The sequence below is a fragment of the Streptomyces sp. NPDC006463 genome, assembly GCF_042870715.1.
Taxonomy (GTDB): domain Bacteria; phylum Actinomycetota; class Actinomycetes; order Streptomycetales; family Streptomycetaceae; genus Streptomyces.
Genome location: NZ_JBIAHP010000006.1, coordinates 19,405 through 37,261, shown reverse-complemented (window position 1 = coordinate 37,261; position 17,857 = coordinate 19,405). Strand labels below are relative to the sequence as shown.

16 protein-coding genes are annotated in these 17,857 nt (G+C 74.3%); 7 read left to right on the top strand and 9 right to left on the bottom strand.

Annotated features, from left to right (window positions below; all coding sequences use genetic code 11):
- Nucleotides 1–4 precede the first annotated feature (4 nt).
- From ACFYOB_RS13065 to ACFYOB_RS13050, 4 genes are all read right to left on the bottom strand, one after another.
- Nucleotides 5–1,216, bottom strand: coding sequence for an amidohydrolase family protein (locus ACFYOB_RS13065; protein WP_388558820.1), 1,212 nt, complete (start codon nucleotides 1,214–1,216; stop codon nucleotides 5–7).
- Between the two features lie 48 nt (nucleotides 1,217–1,264).
- Nucleotides 1,265–2,395: an MAB_1171c family putative transporter gene (locus ACFYOB_RS13060; protein WP_388558817.1), complete on the bottom strand. Its 1,131-nt coding sequence runs from the start codon at nucleotides 2,393–2,395 to the stop codon at nucleotides 1,265–1,267.
- Nucleotide 2,396: 1 nt separating this feature from the next.
- Entirely contained in the window at nucleotides 2,397–2,915 is a 519-nt protein-coding gene (locus tag ACFYOB_RS13055) for a hypothetical protein (protein WP_388558814.1), read from the bottom strand.
- Between the two features lie 79 nt (nucleotides 2,916–2,994).
- Entirely contained in the window at nucleotides 2,995–3,456 is a 462-nt protein-coding gene (locus tag ACFYOB_RS13050) for a helix-turn-helix domain-containing protein (protein WP_388558811.1), read from the bottom strand.
- Between the two features lie 226 nt (nucleotides 3,457–3,682).
- Between ACFYOB_RS13050 and ACFYOB_RS13045 the strand changes: the two genes are divergently transcribed.
- From ACFYOB_RS13045 to ACFYOB_RS13015, 7 genes are all read left to right on the top strand, one after another.
- Nucleotides 3,683–5,626, top strand: a complete 1,944-nt coding sequence (locus tag ACFYOB_RS13045) for a BTAD domain-containing putative transcriptional regulator (protein ID WP_388558807.1) — start codon at nucleotides 3,683–3,685, stop codon at nucleotides 5,624–5,626.
- A gap of 82 nt (nucleotides 5,627–5,708) precedes the next feature.
- Nucleotides 5,709–6,200 carry a PhzA/PhzB family protein gene (locus ACFYOB_RS13040; protein ID WP_388558804.1) on the top strand — a complete coding sequence of 164 codons (492 nt, stop codon included), beginning with the start codon at nucleotides 5,709–5,711 and terminating at the stop codon, nucleotides 6,198–6,200.
- A complete protein-coding gene (locus tag ACFYOB_RS13035; RefSeq protein WP_388558801.1) occupies nucleotides 6,197–6,538 on the top strand; it encodes a hypothetical protein in 342 nt (113 codons plus the stop codon). The genes ACFYOB_RS13040 and ACFYOB_RS13035 overlap by 4 nt, the downstream gene beginning before the upstream one ends.
- Nucleotides 6,535–7,167, top strand: a complete 633-nt coding sequence (gene phzG / locus ACFYOB_RS13030) for a phenazine biosynthesis FMN-dependent oxidase PhzG (RefSeq protein ID WP_388558799.1) — start codon at nucleotides 6,535–6,537, stop codon at nucleotides 7,165–7,167. The genes ACFYOB_RS13035 and phzG overlap by 4 nt, the downstream gene beginning before the upstream one ends.
- Entirely contained in the window at nucleotides 7,164–8,435 is a 1,272-nt protein-coding gene (locus ACFYOB_RS13025; protein ID WP_388558796.1) for an MFS transporter, read from the top strand. The genes phzG and ACFYOB_RS13025 overlap by 4 nt, the downstream gene beginning before the upstream one ends.
- 2 nt (nucleotides 8,436–8,437) lie before the next feature.
- On the top strand, nucleotides 8,438–9,274 hold the full coding sequence (locus ACFYOB_RS13020; protein ID WP_388558793.1) for a PhzF family phenazine biosynthesis protein: 837 nt from the start codon (nucleotides 8,438–8,440) through the stop codon (nucleotides 9,272–9,274).
- A gap of 39 nt (nucleotides 9,275–9,313) precedes the next feature.
- Entirely contained in the window at nucleotides 9,314–11,947 is a 2,634-nt protein-coding gene (locus ACFYOB_RS13015; RefSeq protein WP_388558790.1) for a LuxR C-terminal-related transcriptional regulator, read from the top strand.
- Here ACFYOB_RS13015 and ACFYOB_RS13010 read toward each other — a convergent pair.
- The 5 genes from ACFYOB_RS13010 to ACFYOB_RS12990 all read right to left on the bottom strand — a co-directional run bounded on the left by ACFYOB_RS13010 (nucleotide 11,889) and on the right by ACFYOB_RS12990 (nucleotide 17,856).
- Nucleotides 11,889–13,151: a 3-deoxy-7-phosphoheptulonate synthase gene (locus tag ACFYOB_RS13010; RefSeq protein WP_388558787.1), complete on the bottom strand. Its 1,263-nt coding sequence runs from the start codon at nucleotides 13,149–13,151 to the stop codon at nucleotides 11,889–11,891. The two genes, ACFYOB_RS13015 and ACFYOB_RS13010, sit on opposite strands and share 59 nt — an antisense overlap.
- Nucleotides 13,148–15,139 (bottom strand): anthranilate synthase family protein, encoded by a 1,992-nt coding sequence (locus ACFYOB_RS13005; protein WP_388558784.1) that lies wholly within the window; start codon nucleotides 15,137–15,139, stop codon nucleotides 13,148–13,150. The genes ACFYOB_RS13010 and ACFYOB_RS13005 overlap by 4 nt, the downstream gene beginning before the upstream one ends.
- Nucleotides 15,136–15,816, bottom strand: a complete 681-nt coding sequence (locus tag ACFYOB_RS13000) for an isochorismatase family protein (RefSeq protein ID WP_388558781.1) — start codon at nucleotides 15,814–15,816, stop codon at nucleotides 15,136–15,138. Before ACFYOB_RS13000 ends, ACFYOB_RS13005 begins: the two co-directional genes overlap by 4 nt.
- A gap of 84 nt (nucleotides 15,817–15,900) precedes the next feature.
- Complete coding sequence (locus ACFYOB_RS12995) at nucleotides 15,901–16,149, bottom strand: phosphopantetheine-binding protein (protein WP_388558778.1); 249 nt, start codon at nucleotides 16,147–16,149, stop codon at nucleotides 15,901–15,903.
- A gap of 30 nt (nucleotides 16,150–16,179) precedes the next feature.
- Entirely contained in the window at nucleotides 16,180–17,856 is a 1,677-nt protein-coding gene (locus ACFYOB_RS12990; RefSeq protein ID WP_388558775.1) for a (2,3-dihydroxybenzoyl)adenylate synthase, read from the bottom strand.
- Between the last annotated feature and the right edge of the window lies 1 nt (nucleotide 17,857).

Sequence of the window (17,857 nt, the reverse complement as noted above, 5' to 3'; positions counted from 1 at the left end):
CCGGTCAGCGCGGGGCCGGCTCCGGGGCGCCGGCCGGGACGTGGGGGCGGCCGGCGGACATCGTCAGGCGGACGGCGCGCAGGGCGGCCAGATCGGCCAGCGGGTCGCCGGTGACGGCGATCAGGTCGGCGCGGTAGCCGGGGGCGAGGCGGCCGGTGTCGGAGGCGATGCCCAGGGCGAGGGCGGCCTCGACCGTGGCCGCGTCGATCGCCTCGGCGGGGGAGAAGCCGATGTGGCGGAAGAACTCCAGGCTCGACACGAAGCCGTCGAAGACGGCGTGCGCCACGCCCGCGTCCGTGCCCGCGATGAGCCGAACCCCCTGACCGGCCATCCAGCGCAGGCGGTCGAACATCTCCTCGGCCCGCTCCGGTCCGAAGCGGCGTGCGAAGCCGCGCCAGTCCGGGCTCGCCGCGGGACAGACCCGGATCCCCTTCTCCGCGATCTCGGCGACCAGGTCCTCCCGTACGTCGAAACCGTCCCGCGCCATCCAGGTGCAGTGCTCGATCGTGTCGACGCCCGCCGCCACCGCCGCCGCGATGCCCTCGGTGCCGTGCGCGTGCGCGGCCACCGGCAGCCCGGCCCGGCGGGCCTCGGTCACCACCAGGTCCAGCTCGGCGGCGCTGAACTGGGCCTGCCAGACCGGCGGGCCACCCTTGGTGATGCCGCCGCCGGTGGCCATCACCTTGATCACGTCGACGCCGTCGCGCACGTTGCGCCGGACCAGGTCGCGCAGGGCCTCCTCGTCGCCCACCTCGCCGCCGAAGAACCAGCAGTGGCCGCCGGGGCGGGTCAGCGGGGTGCCGGCGCTGAGGATGCGCGGCCCGGGCGTGGCCTGCCGCTCGATCGAATGCCGCAGGCGCAGGGCGAGGCCGCTCCGGTCCCCGAGGTCCCGTACGGTCGTCACGCCGCTGTCGAGCAACTGCCGGGCCCGCGCGGCCATCCCGGCCAGCAGGCCGGTGTCGTCGGTGTCGAGGAGGGCGGTGACGGGGTCCGGTCCGGCGTCGAGGGCCAGGTGGACATGGCAGTCGATCAGTCCCGGCAGCAGCGTGCCGTCGGGGAACGACATGACCAACGCCCCGGGCGCGGCCAAGGGGGCGATCTCGGCCCGCGGGCCCACGCCCGCGATCGTCGCGCCGCGGACCAGTACGGCGCCGTCGCGCAGCCGCCGGCCGCCGGGGCCCGTGACGAGCTGCCCGGCCGTGATCAGGTATTCCATGAACTCACACCTTCGTGTCGGTCGCCCCGCCGGTTCCGGCGGGGGCGGTCAAGCGCCTGCGAGCGCGTCGGAGAGCAGCAGGAGCTGGTCCACGTCGTCGTCGAGGCTGTCGCCGCGCGGCAGGGCGACCCCCACCGCGGCGCCCGGGGCCGGCGCCCCGGCCGCGTACTCCCGCAGCGCCCGGCGCAGGTGTCCGGCCACGACGCCGGGCGGCAGCTCCTCGACCGGCCCGGCCTCGGCGAAGGGCGCGAGATGGGGGCTGAGGCGTACGAGCCCGTCCCGGCACTCCACCACGCGCCGGTAGTAGCGCCGGTGCGCACCGCGGTGGTTGAGCCGGGCCGGCCAGTCGCGCCAGCCGCCGGACGGCGCCCGGTGCAGGGCGTTCTCGGGGAACGCCGCGTGCAGCGCCGTCCACAGCGGAGTGAGCCGGCGGTAGGTGCGCCGGTGCCGCAGCCGCAGGCGTATCGCCGTCAGCCGGCCCGCCGCCCCGGGGTAGATGACGCCGACGACGAAGAGCGGGATGGCCAGGTCCAGCAGCAGTTTGACACTCGTGATCACAGCCGGGGGAACGGCACCACCGCCGGCGCGGAGGAGGGCCAGAACGGCTCGCAGGGCGCCCGCGCCCACCATGCACGCCAGGGAGACGGCGACCAGCCGCAGGCCGACGGCGAGCGGGCCGTGCGTGGTCCGGACGTAGCGCAGCGTCCACCACAGCGCCATCGCGAGCGCGTACGTCAGGTAGAGCCCGGCCGCCAGGTAGAAGACGGTGATCCCGGCCACCCGCATGTCCGCCGTCGCGTAGACGTGGGTGCGCGCGGCGCGCGGGGTCGCGAGCGTGGCCGCCGTGATGGCGAACGCGGTGACCAGGAGCGGGATCAACTCGATCCGGGCGCGCCGGCGGCCGCTGCGCGGGTCCGAGGCCGATTGCAGGTAGAAGCACATGAGCCAGTAGGCGGTGCCGAGCAGCAGGACGTTCTGCAGCAGCTTCGTGGTTCCGGCACCCGCCATGCCGTCGATGTCGTCGGCGACGCCGCGCAGACCCATGGGGAAGGACAGGCAGGCGCACAGGATGCAGTACGTCACGGCCTGGAGCGGCCGGTCGTGGGGGGCCTTGGCGATCTGGTGGGTCATCCGGGCGAGGGCGACCAGCAGGACCGCGCCGAGCAGGATCGTCAGCACGTCACAGCCACCCGCGCCGCTCGGTCAGCGCCCGCTGGATGCGGCGGGCCGAGGAGTCCCGTGGGGCGGGCTGGGCGACGTGGTCGAGGACGCAGGCCCATTCGAGGATGATGGTGGCCATCATCTCGGCCTCGCGTTCGCGGTCCTCGTCGTACGAACTGCGCCCCAGGAGCCGTTTGACCACGTCGAGGGAGATGTTCGGCATGATCGCGCCGAGCAGTGCGTCGTCGAGCTCACCGCTGTGGTGGTCGGCGAGGATGTGCCCGATCTCGTGCACGATGATGTGGTCCTGGTGGGCCTTGCTGGTTTCCTGCTGGTAGAAGATGTAGTCGGTGATGTCGGTGGCGATCCACAGCCCGTACGGGCCGTTCGCCGGGAGCCGGTAGGGGACCAGGCGGATGGGCCGGCCCCGGCGCTCGCCCAGCAGTCTGCACAGGACGGCCACGTCCAACGGCGGCTGGACCCCCAGCGCCCGGAGCTCACGCTTGCAGCGCCGCCGTAACTCGCGCTCTTTCAGCAATCTTCCTCCCCCGTGTCACACCGGCCACACACGAACTCATGCAACATGAGTCGGGTTCGGACAGACAGGGGGAATCAGGTCATGAATCCTGTGCACCCGCGGGTTCGTCCTCGGTCGGACCGCTCTGGGGCAGTCCTTCCAGGGCCCGGACGTGCTCGATGAGTTCGCTGATCGAGTTCAGGCTCGCGGAGGAGAGGCCGGCGGCCCGCAGGGCGACGTGCTGGACGTTGGAGTCGCGAAGTGCCGCGAGGAGGGCGAGCTGCGCGTGGACGTCGGAGGCGACCTGGTCGTTGAAGAAGTAGGCCGGAGGGACACCGAAGAACGCGGCTATGCCTTCGAGGTGCTTGAGCGTCGGGTTGTCGCGCTGACCTTTGCGCAACAGCCAGATGTAGCTTCCGGAAATGGGTATGCCGGTCTCCGTGATGGCCCGGGCCACTTCTTCGGTGTTGTACGGCTGACGGCCGGCCGGGACCACCGTGTCGAACAGGTGATTGATCTTGTCGGCAAGGCTGAGTCTCGCGCCGCCGTCCGAGTTGGCCAAGGTTGCACCTCCCTGTGTCGCGGGCAATCTAGTGGTCGGAACCCGGCGCGTCGACGCCCGGTGGCGTGTTGACACCCGTCGGACCCGAGACTAGCGTCCCCCTCCAGGTCGATCTTCGACTCATGTTGGATGCAACTCGGCTCGGACGTACCTGAGTTGCTGCGACTCGTTATGAAAACGAGCCCGTAACGGCGCCCGAGCCCGGAGTTCTCGGACGAGGGACGGCATGGAACTTCGCATACTCGGACCGATAGAAGCCTTCGACGGCGGCCGCGCCCGGTCACTGGGCGGGATGCGGCCCAGAACCCTCCTCGCGGCCCTGGCCCTGGCGGGGGAGCGGGGATTGTCCCAGCACGAGATCCAGCAGGCGCTGTGGGGAGCGGCCCCGCCCGCGACCGTACGCGCCCAGGTGCACACGTACATCTCCCGGCTGCGCAAGGCGCTGGGTGGCACGGTCGAGTTCGTCCGGCTGCCTCGCGGCTACGGGCTGCGGCTGAGCGGCGCGACGGTGGACTACCTGGAGTTCGAACGCCTGGCGGCCCACGGCCGCGACGCGCAGGCAGCCGGCCGGCCGGAGCGGGCGTCCACCCTGTTCGCGCAGGCACTGGCGCAGTGGCGCGGTCCCGCCCTCACCGGTGCCACGGAGTTCCTGGACACCGCGCAGACCCCCCGGCTGGAGGAACTGCGCATGTCCGTACTGGAGGAGAAGACAGCCGCCGACCTCGCCCTCGGCCGGGCCCGTGACGTCGTCGACGAACTCACCGCCTCCGTCGCGCAGTTCCCCTTCCGCGAGCGGCTGCGGTCCCTGCTGATGGCCGCGCTCAGCCACTGCGGCCGGCAGGCCGAGGCCCTCACCGTCTACCACGAGGGCCGGACCGTCCTCGCCGAACACCTCGGCGTGGACCCGGGGGAGGAACTCACCCGCACCTTCCAGTCCCTGCTCGCCGGCACCCTGGTCGCCCGCCGGCCGCTCCCGCAGGCTCCCGGGCCGACGGGCGGGGCTCCCTACCGCGGCGCCGGGGCGTACGCCGCACTGCCCCCGGACCTCGTGGACTTCACCGGCCGGCACGCAGAACTGCGCCTGCTCCGAGAATGGCTGACCCCCGCACCGGACGACGCGGGCTGCACCGGGCCCGTCGTGGTCACCGGCATGGCCGGAAGCGGCAAGACCGTCCTCGCGGTGCGCGCTGCGTACGGCAGCGCGGCCGCCTACCCCGACGGCCGGCTGTTCGTCCGCTGCCAGGACGCAGGGGGCCGGCGCCGGCCGACGGCCGAGCTCGTCGACGACCTCCTGCGCGGCCTCGGCGAACGCCCCGACGCGGCGGTGGGGGCGACGGAGCGGATGTGGCTGTTACGCACCCTGCTCGACAGGCTGCGCTGCCTCGTCATCCTCGACGGCGCCGACGACGAGGCGCAGGTGCACCCCCTGGTTTCCGGCGGCGGCCGGTCCCGGTTCCTGATCACCGGGCGGCCGCGGTTCGCCGCCCTGCCCGGGGTCCGGGTCCTGGCCCTGGAAGGCCTGGAGCCGCGCGAGGCACTGGACCTGCTCAACGGCATCACCTGCGGCCCGGCGGCCGCGGGCGGCCACCCGGAGGCGGCCGAACGGCTGCTGCACCTGTGCGATCTGCATCCCGCCGCCATCCGCGCCGTGGCCGCGCAGCTGACCGCCCGGCCGCACTGGACGCCGGGCCATCTCGCCGACCGGCTGGCCGACCCCTGTCGCGACACCCTCGGCCTGCTGCGCGTCGGCGAACTCGACGTCGGCGCGGCGCTGCTGTGCAGCGTCGCCGTGCTGCCCGACCGTCCCCGCCGCGCCCTGCGCAGGCTCGCCCGTCTGCGGACGCGGCACATCACGGTGGGCGTGGCCGCGGCCGCGCTGGAGCTGCCGACCGGGGCCGCCGAGGACCTCCTCGAACTGCTGGTGGACGCCCACATGCTGGGCGTGTCCGGACCCGCGGGAGACGGCGGCTTCGTCTTCGAGCTGCCGGGCCTGCTGAAGTGCGTACTGACGGCCGACAGCGCCGCCGAGGACACGGGCGACACGGGCAACGCGCGGGACGGGGAAGCCGCGCAGAGGCCGGAGCGTCCGGAGAGCGGCGAATTCGTGCGGGCCGAGGTCATCCGGCGCGGCGGCGGGCTGTGCCGGGCGGGGCGTATAGCCGCGATATAGCGACCGGCAGCCCGGATATAGCGGGTTTTCACATGATATTCCGAGCAGTTGATCCGTGCCCCACTCCACGGGAGGTCACGTCGTGTCCGACGCCACGCTCAGCCCCGTCAGCTTCACCGACCATGCCGAACTCCGGCGCATCAACCGGGCCACGGTCGAGAGGTACATGCACACCACCGGTCAGGACCGTCTCAAACGCCATCTGCTCTTCGTGGAGGACGGCGAGGGAGGCCTGTGGACCGCCGACACGCCCGGACCCATCGCCATCCGCGGCCGCGAGCGGCTGGCGGAGCACGCGGTCTGGTCCCTGAAGTGCTTCCCCGACTGGGTGTGGTTCAACATCCAGATCTTCGAGACCCAGGACCCCAACCGGTTCTGGGTGGAGTGCGACGGGGAGGGGGCGATCCGCTTCCCCGGCTACGAGGACGGCCACTACAAGAACCATTTCCTCCACTCCTTCCTGCTGGACGGCGGGAAGATCGTGCAGAACCGGGAGTTCATGAACCCCTTCAACCAGCTCCGGGCGCTCGGCATCGAGGTGCCCGTGGTCCGCCGGGAAGGCATCCCCACATGAGGGCGATGATCGCGTGGTGGGAGCTCGCGGAGTCCGCGCAGACCGTCGAGTCACTGCGGGGGTTCCTGCGCGACGAGGCCGTCGCCGCCTGGTCCGACCAGCCCGGCCTGGTACTGAAGCTGTGGATCGCCGACGAGGATAACGACCGCTGGGGCGCGGTCCTGGTCTGGGAGTCCGCCGAGGCGGCCGCACCACCGCACCCGCGCAGCGCCGCCGAGCTGATCGGCTACCCGCCCACCCACCGGACCTGGTTCGACATCGAGGCGACCGTCGAAGGACGGCACGGGCTGTCCTCCCTGGTCGGCCTGGGCCGGGCGCTGGAGGTGCCGGGCCGATGACGACCCCGCCCGACCAGTCCACCGCGAAGTCTCCCGTCCTCGAACCCGAGGAGTTCCGCAAGCCCCCGGCCGACCCCCTGGCCCTGCTGCGCACCTGGCTCGACCAGGCCAGGGGGGAGGTCCGCGAACCGGGAGCGATCGCCCTGGCGACCACCGGCGCGGACGGCCGCGCCTCCAGCCGGATCGTGCAGCTCAACTCGCTCACGGACACGGGCCTGGTCTTCACCAGTCACCGCGGCAGCCGCAAGGACCGTGAACTCGCCGTCCGGCCCTGGGCGTCCGGGGTGCTCTACTGGCGCGAGAGAGGCCGTCAGATCATCGTGTCCGGGCCGGTCGGGCTGCTGCCCGACGCCGACTGCGACGTCCTGTGGGCGGCCCGGCCCGTCTCCACCCACGCCATGTCGGTGGCGTCGCGGCAGAGCGAGGTGCTGGCGGACGTGGAGGCCCTGCGCGCCGACGCCGCGCGGCTGGCGGCGCTCGGGCCGCTGCCCCGGCCCGCGCCGTTCGTCGGCTACCAGCTGGTCCCGCACTGCCTGGAATTCTGGGAGTCGAGCCCGGACCGGCTGCACCGCCGGCTGCGCTACGACCGCCAGGGCGATTCCTGGTCGGTCCTGAGGCTCCAGCCGTGACCGGAGTACAGGAGGTGGCCGCCGACGTCCGTCCGGCGGCCACCGGCCCGGGGCGCGCCCGCGCCCGCACGGTGATCGCCCTCTGCTTCGCCGTCCTCGTCTTCGACGGGTACGACCTCATCGTCTACGGCGCGGTCCTGCCCGAGCTGCTGCACCACGAGCCGTGGGCGCTCACCCCGGCCCAGGCGGGAGCCATCGGCAGCCACGCCGCCGCCGGCATGCTCGTCGGCGCCCTCGGCGCCGGCGCGCTCACCGGCCTCGTCGGGCGCCGCCGCATCATGCTGCTCGGGGTCGCCTGGTTCTCCCTGTCCATGGCCGCGTGCGCGCTCGCCACCTCCGCCGCGACCCTCGGGCTCTACCGGGCCCTCGGCGGCATCGGGCTCGGCGCGGTCATGCCCACGGCCGTCGCGCTCACCGCCGAACACTGCGATCCGCGCCGCCGCGGCCGCACCAACGCCCTGATGTTCTCCGGCTACTCGGTCGGCGGCATCCTCGCCGCCGCCCTGGCCCTGTGGGTGCTGCCCGCCTGGGGATTCCGCGCCATGTTCGCAGTGGGCCTCGCGCCGCTGCTGATCCTCCCGCTGCTCGCCCGACACCTGCCCGACGAGTCCGCGACGGGCACGCCCCCGGCCGCCGTCGAGGAAGGCCGGGCGGCGGCACCCCGGCACGGGGGCTCGTACGCGGCGCTGCGCCACCCGCCCCACCGGCTGCCGGCCCTGCTCTTCGCCCTGATCAGCTTCGTGGGCCTGCTGCTCGTCTACGGACTGAACACCTGGCTCCCGCAGATCATGCGGGCCGCCGGCTACCCGCTCACCGACTCCCTGGTCTTCCTCGTCGTCCTCAACGCCGGCGCCATCCTGGGCACCCTCGCCGGGGGCGCGCTCGGCGACCGGGTGGGCATGCGGCCCGTCATCGCCGCCGCGTTCTGCGTCGCGGCCGGATCCGTCCTGCTGCTGTCCGCCGTGCACACCACGCCCGTGCTGCTCGCCCTCGTGGCCCTGGCCGGATTCGGCACCATCGGCACGCAGATCCTGGTGAACGGCCACGTAGCCGCGTACTTCCCCGCCCACCTGCGGACCGAGGCGCTCGGCTGGACCCTGGGCCTCGGCCGCCTCGGAGCGATCGCGGGCCCCGCCTTCGGCGGCTTCCTCGCCGCCCGGGGCGTCGCCCCCGCCTGGAACTTCTACGCCTTCGCCGTCCCGGCGGCCCTCGCCGCCGTCCTGACCACCCTCTTGCCCGCCCGGCCCGGAGCGAACGGAACCAACTGACCGTGTACCAGTACGTCGTCGCCGACGCCTTCACCCGCACCCCCCTCGAAGGGAACCCGGTCGCCGTCTACCTGGACGCGGCCGGCCTCACCCCCCGCCTGATGCAGCGCATCGCCCGCGAGATGAACCTCTCCGAGACCACCTTCGTCCTGCCGCCCGAGAACGGCGGCGACGCCCGCGTCAGGATCTTCACCCCCGTCAACGAACTGCCGTTCGCCGGCCATCCGCTGCTCGGCACCGCCCAGGTGCTCGGCGAGGAACGGCGCGCCGACCGCCTGCTGCTGGAGACGGCGATGGGCGCTGTCCCCGTGGACCTGGAGCGGGCCGGGGAACGGATCACCCGGATCCGCATGCGCCAGCCGCTGCCCGTCTGGGAGCCGTACGAGAAGGCCCCCGAACTCCTGGCCGCCCTGGGCCTTCCCGACTCCACCCTCCCGGTCGAGGTCTACCGCAACGGCCCCCGCCACGTCTTCGTCGGCCTGCCGGACGTCGCCGCCCTCGCCGCACTGCGCCCCGACCACCGCGCCCTCTGCGCCTTTCCGGACATGGCCGCCAACTGCTTCGCCGGCGAAGGCCGCACCTGGCACACGCGCATGTTCTCGCCGGCGTACGGCGTGGTCGAGGACGCCGCCACCGGATCCGCCTCCGGCCCGCTGGCCATCCACCTGGCCCGGCACGCACTGATCGAGGACGGTACGGAGATCGAGATCACCCAGGGCGCCTGGATGGGCCGACCCTCCACCATGTACGCGCGGGCCACGCGCGAAGGCGACCGCGTCACGTCGGTCGAGATGAGCGGCAGCGCGGTGACCGTCGCGCGCGGCACCCTCCTCCTCTGACGGCCCGGACACACCGGGGGAAACGGAAGGCACACAGCCATGCCCAGGGGGATCGCCACCTCCGCAGACTGGCCGACAGCGGGTCGGGAATCCGAACTCGACCACGTGGAAAGGGTGCTCGCCGGACCGCGGGGTGTGCTGCTCAGCGGCGAATGGGGGGTGGGCAAGAGCCGGCTCCTGCACGCCGCGCTGGAACGGGCGGCCGCCGGCGGCTCCCCCACCCTCTGGGCGGGCGGCGCCGTCCCCACCGGCGCGAGCGGCTCACTGGCCGACGCCCTCAAGCAGTTCCCCCGAGTGCCGCCGGGCCCGCCCGCCCCGCCCGGGGACGGCCTCGTGCTGGGCCTCGACGACGCGCACCTCATCGACCCCGCTGCCGCCGCCTGCCTGTACGCCCTGGTCCGCGACGGCCGGATCCGGCTGATCGCGGCGGCCCTCTCCGGCGTGGCCATGCCGGGCGACATAAGTGCCCTGTGGGTCGAGCGCCTCGTCGAACGCGTCGAAGTACCCCACTTCGACCGGACCACGGCCACCGAGGTGGTCCGGGCCCGGCTCGGCGGCCAGCTGTCCGCCGACTGCGCGGAACGGCTGTGGACCGCCACCCGCGGCAACGCCCTGCTGCTGCGCGAACTCACCGACGCCGCCCTCGCCGAGGGCGCCCTGCGCCGGGAGGGCTCGCTCTGGCAGTGGTGCGGAGAGCTGCCGGCCGCCCCCGAGGGCCGTCCGGCGGCCCTCGTCCAGCTGCGCCTGAACGGCCTGCGGCCGGACGAACGCGAACTCGTCCAGCTCGTCGCCCTGGCCGAACCCCTGGAAGCCGACCTGCCGGCCGTCGCCGGGCTGGCCCACGCCGCCGAGTCGCTCGACCGCAGGCGCCTCGTCGTCACCGAACGCTCCGGCCGGCGGCTGCGCCTGCGGCTGGCCTACCCGCTGTACTCCGCCGTGGTGCTGCGCGCCATGCCCGAACTCGAAGGACGCCGGCTGCGCCGCCAGCTCGCCGACGGCATCGAGGCGGTGGGCATGCGCCGCCACGACGACGTCCCGCGGGTGGTCGACCTCCGGCTCGCCGCGGGCCAGACGCCCCCCACCGGGCAATTGCGGACCGCGGCCGAACGGGCCTTGCACCGGCACGACTTCGGCAAGGCCGAGACGCTGGCCCGCACCGCCCTGTCGCACCAGGACGGTCCTGCCGACGAGGCCGTGGCCGCCGGCGTACGGCTCGTGCTGGCGCAGTCCCTCCAGGGCCAGGGCCGGCACCGTGAAGCCGAACGGGTTCTCGCCGAGGCGCCGGGGCTTCCCGCGGGCCGGACCGAGGAAGCCGTCGCCGTCCGCGCGGTGAACATGGCCTTCGGCCTGGGCCGCCTGGGAGAGGCCGTCGACGTCGTCGAACGGGGCCTGGTCGGGGCCGAGGGCCCGGCCCGACTGCGGTTCCGCGGCGCGCGCAGCCTGCTCGGACTGCTGGAGGACCGGTTCGCGGACGTGTCGGCGGCGGCCGCCGGACGCGAGGGCGCGCCGCCGCCGGGCGAGGCCGCACTCGCCGGTCTGGTCACGGTTCCCGCAGCCTTCGCCCTGGTCGAGCGCGGCGATCCGGTGTCCGCCGCCCGGCTGCTCGCCGGGCTGCCGCCGGACCAGGAGGAGGGCAAGCCCGTCGACACCGCCGCCCAGTGGATGCGCACCTACGCCGCCCTGCACACGGCGGGCGTCGCCGCGTCCGCGGCGCTCCTCGGCGGCATGCGCTGGTGGGACGAGGGCGATCCGCGGGACCGGGTGCGCGTGGCAGTGCTGCGGGTCCGGCTGCACCGCGCGCGCGGCCACTGGAGCGCGGCCGTCGACGAACTGCGCCGGGCCGCCGCCGTGGACGGGCCCGCCGACTGGCTCACGGCCCCCGCCTGGACGCTGGCCCAGCTCGCCGCCGCCCTCGCCGAGGCGGGCGCGCACGCGGAGGCCGTACGCACCCTCGTCGAGGTGCGCTCCCTGGAGGGCCGCGGGGCCCGCTATCCGCTGGCGCAGGACGGGACGGCGCTCGAATCCGCCCTGGTGTACGCCCATGTCGGCGACCGGGCGCAGGCCGTGCGGCTGGCCCTGTCGGTCGCCGGGTCGGCCGGCGCCGCTGGCCGCCGGGCCCAGGAGGTCTCGGCCCTCCACCTCGCCGCCCGGCTCGGCGCCACCGACGAGGCCGTCGCACCGCTGCCCGATCCGTCCCTGTTGAGCGGCACGACGGCTCTCCAGGCCCACCACGTCCGGGCACTTGCCCGGCACGACGGCGATGCGCTGGAAGAGCTGGCCCGGCGCTTCGTGGCCCTCGGGCTGCGGCCGCTGGCCGCAGAGACCGCTGCGCAGGCAGCACGGGCCCATCAGGCCGGCGGCCGACACCGCAGGGGCAGCGCGGCCCGGCTGCTGTGCCAGGAGATCACGGCCGCCACCGGGGGAGGGCTGCCGCCGTGGGCGGCCCCGCCGGAGCGCCGGAGCGAGGACCTCCCGGCCGCCCTGACCCTGCGGGAACGGGAGGTCGCCGCCCTGGTGGCCGCAGGCCTGAGCAACCAGGAGGTCGCCGACCGGCTGTACGTGTCGGTGCGCACGGTCGAGAACCATCTGCACCGCACGTACGGGAAGCTGGGGATCACCGCCCGCTCGGAGCTGGCCCGCCGGCTCGATCCGGGCGCGCTGCGATCGGGCTGATCCCCACGATCCGTGCCGTGAGCGCGGCGAGTTCGAGGGACTGGTCCCGGCTGAGCCGCGGGTCGCACGCGGAGCTGTAGCGCAGGGGCAGGTCGCGTACGGCCGGGCCGCCGCTGCCGCCCACGCACTCCGTCACGTCCTCCCCGGTCATCTCCACGTGGATGCCCCCGGCGTGCGTCCCGAGCGATCGGTGCACCTCGAAGAAGCCGGCCACCTCGTCGACGATGTCGCCGAACGCCCGAGTCTTGTGCCCCGACGGGGCGGTGTAGGTGTTGCCGTGCATCGGGTCGCACACCCAGCCCACCCGCGCGCCGGCGGCGGTGACCCGGTCCACCAGGTCCGGCAGCAGTTCGCGTACCCGCTGCGCGCCCATGCGGACGACGAAGGTGAGCCGGCCCGGCACCCGGTCCGGGTCGAGCCGCCGCGCCAGCTCCACGGCCTCGGCCGCGGTGGCCCTCGGGCCGAGCTTCACCGCGACGGGGTTCGCGATACCGGCGAGGTAGCCGATGTGGGCGCCGTCGGGCTGCCGGGTCCGCTCGCCCGCCCACAGCAGGTGGCCGGAGCCCGCGTACCGGCTGCCGGTGCGCGGATCGAGCCGGGTCAGGGGCTGCTCGTAGTCCAGCAGGAGCGCCTCGTGGGAGACGGAGAACTCCCGCGGGTCTGGCCCGGCGGCCGACAGGGCCCGGATGCTGTTGAGGGTGGCGGCCGAGGCCCCGTACATCCGAAGCATCCGGTACGGGTTCGGGGTGCGCAGCGCGGCGGAGAACTCCAGCCCGTTCACCGCGTCGCCCCGGTAGGCGGGCAGGGTCACGCCCCCGCGCACCTCGGTCGGCTGCGACCGCGGTTTGGCGAACTGGCCTGCGATCCGGCCCAGTACCACCACGGGCAGCCGCGTGCCGGCCGTCAGCGAGCCCGCCATGGAGAAGAGCGTGTCCAGCTTGGCCGCCACCGACTCGGCGCTCAGCGCGTCGAACGTCTCGGCGCAGTCGCCGCCCTGGAGCAGGAACACCTCACCGCGGGCCACCGCCGCCAGGCGGGCCCGGAGCCGGTCGCATTCGGCGGGCAGCACCAGCGGCAGGTAGCCGGCCAGCCGCCGGGTGACGTCGTCCACGGCCTCCGCGTCCTGCCAGCCCGGGTGCTGTGCGGTGGGCGGGGCCGCCGGCGCAGCCGGGAGCACACCGCCGGTGATCAGGGAGGAACTCATGCGATGGCCTCGCGATCTCGGGGAGATTCGTGGGAAGGGACCGGCGCAGGCCCCGGCGCGGGTGCCAGCACGGCGCCGAGGAGCCGTTCGAGGATGCCGATGCCGTTGCGGGTCATCACCGACGCCGGGTGGAACTGCACCGAGGCGAAGCCCGGCCCGCGCAGGGCATGGACCTCTCCCGTCGCAGGGTCCCGGGACACCTCCACCCGTCCCGGGCGCGACGGCGGTCCCTCGAAGCGACCGGCCGGGGAGAGGGCCGCGAAGGTGTTGTAGAAGTACACGTCCTCGCGCTGCCCGAAGAGGTCGACGGTGCGCTGGACGCCCTGGTGCGGCACCCGCTTGCGGACCAGGGGCAGACCGAGCACGCCGCACAGGGCCTGGTGGCCCAGGCAGACCGACAGGAACGGGGTGCCGGCCCCCAGCAACTGCCGCGTCTGCTCCCGCAGATGCGCGATCTTGACGTGGCCGGTCTCGCGCGGGTCCCCGGGACCGGGCCCCACCACCACCAGGTCCTGCCCGGCCACCGAGTACGGCTCGTCGAACCGCCGCACCGTCACGTCGAGCCCGAGCCCGCGCAGCAGCGTCGCGCCCATGGCCGTGAAGGTGTCCTCGGCGTCGATCAGCAGGGCCCGGCGGCCCGCCAGCCGGGGCGGGCGCGGTGAGCGGTCGCCGGGGGAGGCCCGCCAGAAGCCGGCCAGCGGGTCGTTGCGCGCCCGCAGCGCGCGCGAGACCCCGGGATCGGCTCCGAGCCGGCCCGCGGCTGGCTCTTGCGGCGTCCGCCCGGCCGGTCGCCCGATGTCCAGGGCGGCGAGCAGCCCGGCGGCCTTGGCCCGGGTCTCCTCGGCCTCCGACACCGGGTCGGAGTCCCGTACGAGGGTGGCGCCGACGCCCAGCCGCAGCCGGCCGGAGCGGTCCACGTCCGCGGTGCGGATCAGGATCGCGGAATCCAGCCGGCGTTCCCCGGCGGCGTCCCGGCCGAGCAGGGCGGCGACCCCGGCGTAGTAACCACGGCCGTCGGGCTCGTACGTGGCGATGACGCGGCAGGCGCTCTCCAGCGGACTGCCGGTGACGGTCGGCGCGAACAGGGTCTCGCGCAGCACCTCGCGCGGATCCCGGTCGCAGCGTCCTTCGATGAAGTACTCGGTGTGCGCGAGGTGGCTCATCTCCCGCAGCCGCGGCCCGACGACCCGGCCGCCCTGCGGGCACAGCCGGCTCATCATCTTGAGCTCCTCGTCGAGCACCATGTACAGCTCGTTGCGCTCCTTGCCGTCCGCGAGGAACTCCAGGACGCCGGCGGGGGTGGCGCCGCTCCGCGGGTAGCGGTACGTGCCGCTGATCGGGTTCATCACGGCCGTGCCCGCGTCCAGCGTGATGTGCCGTTCGGGGCTGGCGCCGATGAAGGTGCGCCCGCCGGTGCGGATGAGGAACGTCCAGTACGCCCCGGGGGAGTCGCGCAGCAGCCGCCCGTACAGCGCCAGCGCCGAGCGGGCCGACCAGTCCTCGATCCACGCGGTGTACGTGCGCTTGAGGACGAAGTTGGCCCCGGTGCCCGATCCGATCTCGTCCTCGACGATCCGCCGCGCCGTCCGCGCGTACTGCGCGTCGTCCACGTCGAACGCGCCGCCGCGGACGGTCAGGGCGGACTCCGGCAGCGCGGCGAGGAGGGCCTCCAGCGGTACGGCCTCCTGCTCGCGGATGTGCAGGACGAGCAGTTCCTCGCCGTCGTCCGGGCAGGCGTAGCCGCGCTCCGCGATCTGCCGGTACGGCAGCAGGACCAGCTGCTCGTGGCGCTCGCCCGGGCCGGCCGGGGGCAGCGGGACGTCCGCGAGGACGGAGGCGGCCGTCACGTCACCGATGAGCACGTCCACCTGGGCGCCGTCGCCCGCCTCCGGCCGGTGCAGCAAGGCGAACGAGGCCGGCCCGGCCGCCCCGCCCAGCCGGTCCAGCAGGGCGGCCACGTCACCGGCGCCCCGCGTCGGGCCCGTCATCGGACGGCACCCCGGCCCCGCCGTGCGGGACCGCCACGGAAGGCGGCCACCACCGTCTCGGTGGGCACCACCATGGAACAGCGGGCCGCCGCGTACTCCAGCGCCATGCGGTGGTCGGCCTCGCCGAAGTCCGCCACGGCGTCCGCGACGACGAACGACTCGATGTCGCGGGCCATGGCGTCGCAGGCGGTCTGGAGCACCCCGATGTGCGCGTACACCCCGCACAGCACCAGCTGGTCGCGGCCCAGCGTGCGCATCAGCTCCGCCAGCCGGGTGCGGAAGAAGGCGCTGGGCCGCCACTTGGTGAGCACGTGGTCCCCGGCCGTCGGCCCGAACCGCTCGGGGAAGCCCCGGTGCTCGGGCGCCGTGCTCATTCCGGGGCCCCAGAAGTCCGCGAGCAGGCCGCGCTGGCGTGGGGTCATGTCGCCGGGCTGCGCGGTGTACGCGACCGGCACGCCGGCCTCGGCGGCGGCCTGCCGCAGCGCGGTCACGCGGTCCTCCAGACCCGTCCGCGGATCCTGTCCGGCCGGCAGGAACTGGAGGAAGTAGTGCTGCATGTCGTGGATCAGCAGCAGCGCGCGGGCGGGGTCGGCCTCCCAGGCGGCCGTGTTCTCCGGCAGGCCGGCGGGCGCGGGCAGGGGGTACGGGCGGATGGCGGGAATGGCGGAGAGCGCCAAGGTTCTGGCTCCTTTCGGGGCCGGTGCGGAAGGGGACCGGGGCGTGGGCCGCCGGGTGGCGTGGGCAGGACAGGGTGGCCCGGATCAGGACTCCGCGGTGACGGAGGCGACGTGCCGCACCCAGCCCCCGATGGTCGGATCCGCCACCAGGGACTCGAATTTCACGGGTACGCCGCTGCGCCGCCAGCGGCCGCTGAGCCGCATCAGGTCCAGCGAGGTCAGGCCCAGGAGAACGAGGTTCGCCTGGTCGGGAATGTCCTCCGGCGGAGTGTCGATCAGCGCGGCGACGGCCGCCCGGATCTCGTCCGCCGAGCGGGGCGCGTCGGTGTCCATCGTGGTGTCGGCCTTTCTGTGGCGGTCGGTTCAGCCCGCGTGCGGCGCCGCCGCACGGGGCGCGCGGGCGGGGAGGAACGCCGCCGCGGCGGGGACGGCCTCGCCGCGGGCGAGCGCGGCGAGCACCTTCTTGTCGGTCTTTCCGAGACCGGTCAGGGGCAGTTCGGTGACGATCTCGACGCGGTCCGGCAGCTTGTACGCGGCCAGGCCGCGCTGCTCCAGGGCCGCCTTGATCTCCGCCAGCGCCGGGGCCCGGTCCACGGGGACGAGGAAGGCACAGGTGCGCTCGCCCAGGAACTCGTCGGGGTAGGGCACGACGGCCGCGCGGGCGACCGGTCCGAGGGCCAGGAGGTGGCCCTCGACCTCGGTGGCGGAGACCTTGTCGCCGCCGCGGATGATGACGTCCTTGATGCGTCCCTCGATCACGAGGTTCCCGTCGGGAGTCAGCCGCGCCAGGTCGCCGCTGCGGTAGAAACCGTCGTCGGTGAAGGCCCGGCCGTTGTGCTCCGGGTCCCGGTAATAGCCCCGCAGCGTGTACGGGCCGCGCGTGAGCAGCTCGCCGATGCCGCCCGGCGGCAGCTCCCGGTCCTGCTCGTCGACGATGCGGATCTCGTCGGCGGTGGAGACCGGCCGCCCCTGGGTGGTCAGTACGGTGGCGGCTGGATCGTCCTCGCGGGTGAAGGTCAGCAGTCCCTCGGCCATCCCGAAGACCTGCTGGAGCCGGCAGCCGAAGGCGGGCTCGACGCGCGCGGCCACCTCCGGGTACAGCTTGGCGCTGCCGACCTGGAGGAAGCGGAGGCTGCCGAGGTCCGCCCCGTGCCACTCCGCCGCCTCCAGCCACAGCTGCAGGACGCTCGGCACGACGGACGTGAAGGTCACGCCCTCCCGTTCGATGAGCGGGAAGCACCGCTCGGGGGTGGGGTCCTGGGCCAGCACCACGGTGCCGCCGGCGCCGATCATCCCGATCACCCCGGGGCAGCCCCAGGTGAAGTTGAACTCGACCGGCAGGACGGCGAGGTACACGTCGCCGCCGCCGACCGGGCCCGCCGCGCGGGCGGCCCGGGTCTGGCAGACGTAGTCGTCGTGGGTGCGCGGGATCAGCTTCGGAAGGGCCGTGGTGCCCCCGGAGAGCAGGAAGAACGCCACGTCCGAGGGGTCGGGGGCGGGCAGCGGCACGGGCTCGGCGTCCACCTCCGCCAGCGGTACGACGTCCCCGTCCCCCGCCTGCGCGGCGCCGGAGACGAACAGGTGCGTGAGCCCGCCGACCTCCGCGCGGACCTGCCGGGCCAGCGCGAGGTGGTCGAAGCCGTGGTGGCTGGGCGGGAAGACATACCCGACCGCACCGGAGTGGTCGCACAGGCGGCGGATCTCCTGGGCGCGGTGGGCGGGCAGCGCGAACACCGGCAGGGCGCCGAGGCGGAACAGCGCGAAGCACACGACGACGAAATCCGGTCCGTTGGGCAGCTGGACCACGACCCGGTCGCCCGCGCCGATGCCGCGCGCGCGGAATCCGGCGGCCATCCGCCGGGTGCGCAGGCCCAGTTCCGCGTACGAGATCCGTACGTCGTCCTGGACGAGGGCGGCCTTGTCGCCGTGCGCGCCGACGGCCGTGTCCAGCAGGTCCACCAGGCTCTCGCCGCGCCAGTGGCCCTCGGCGCGATGATGTGCGGCCACCTCGGGCGGCCACGGGGTGCATCCTTCGAGCATC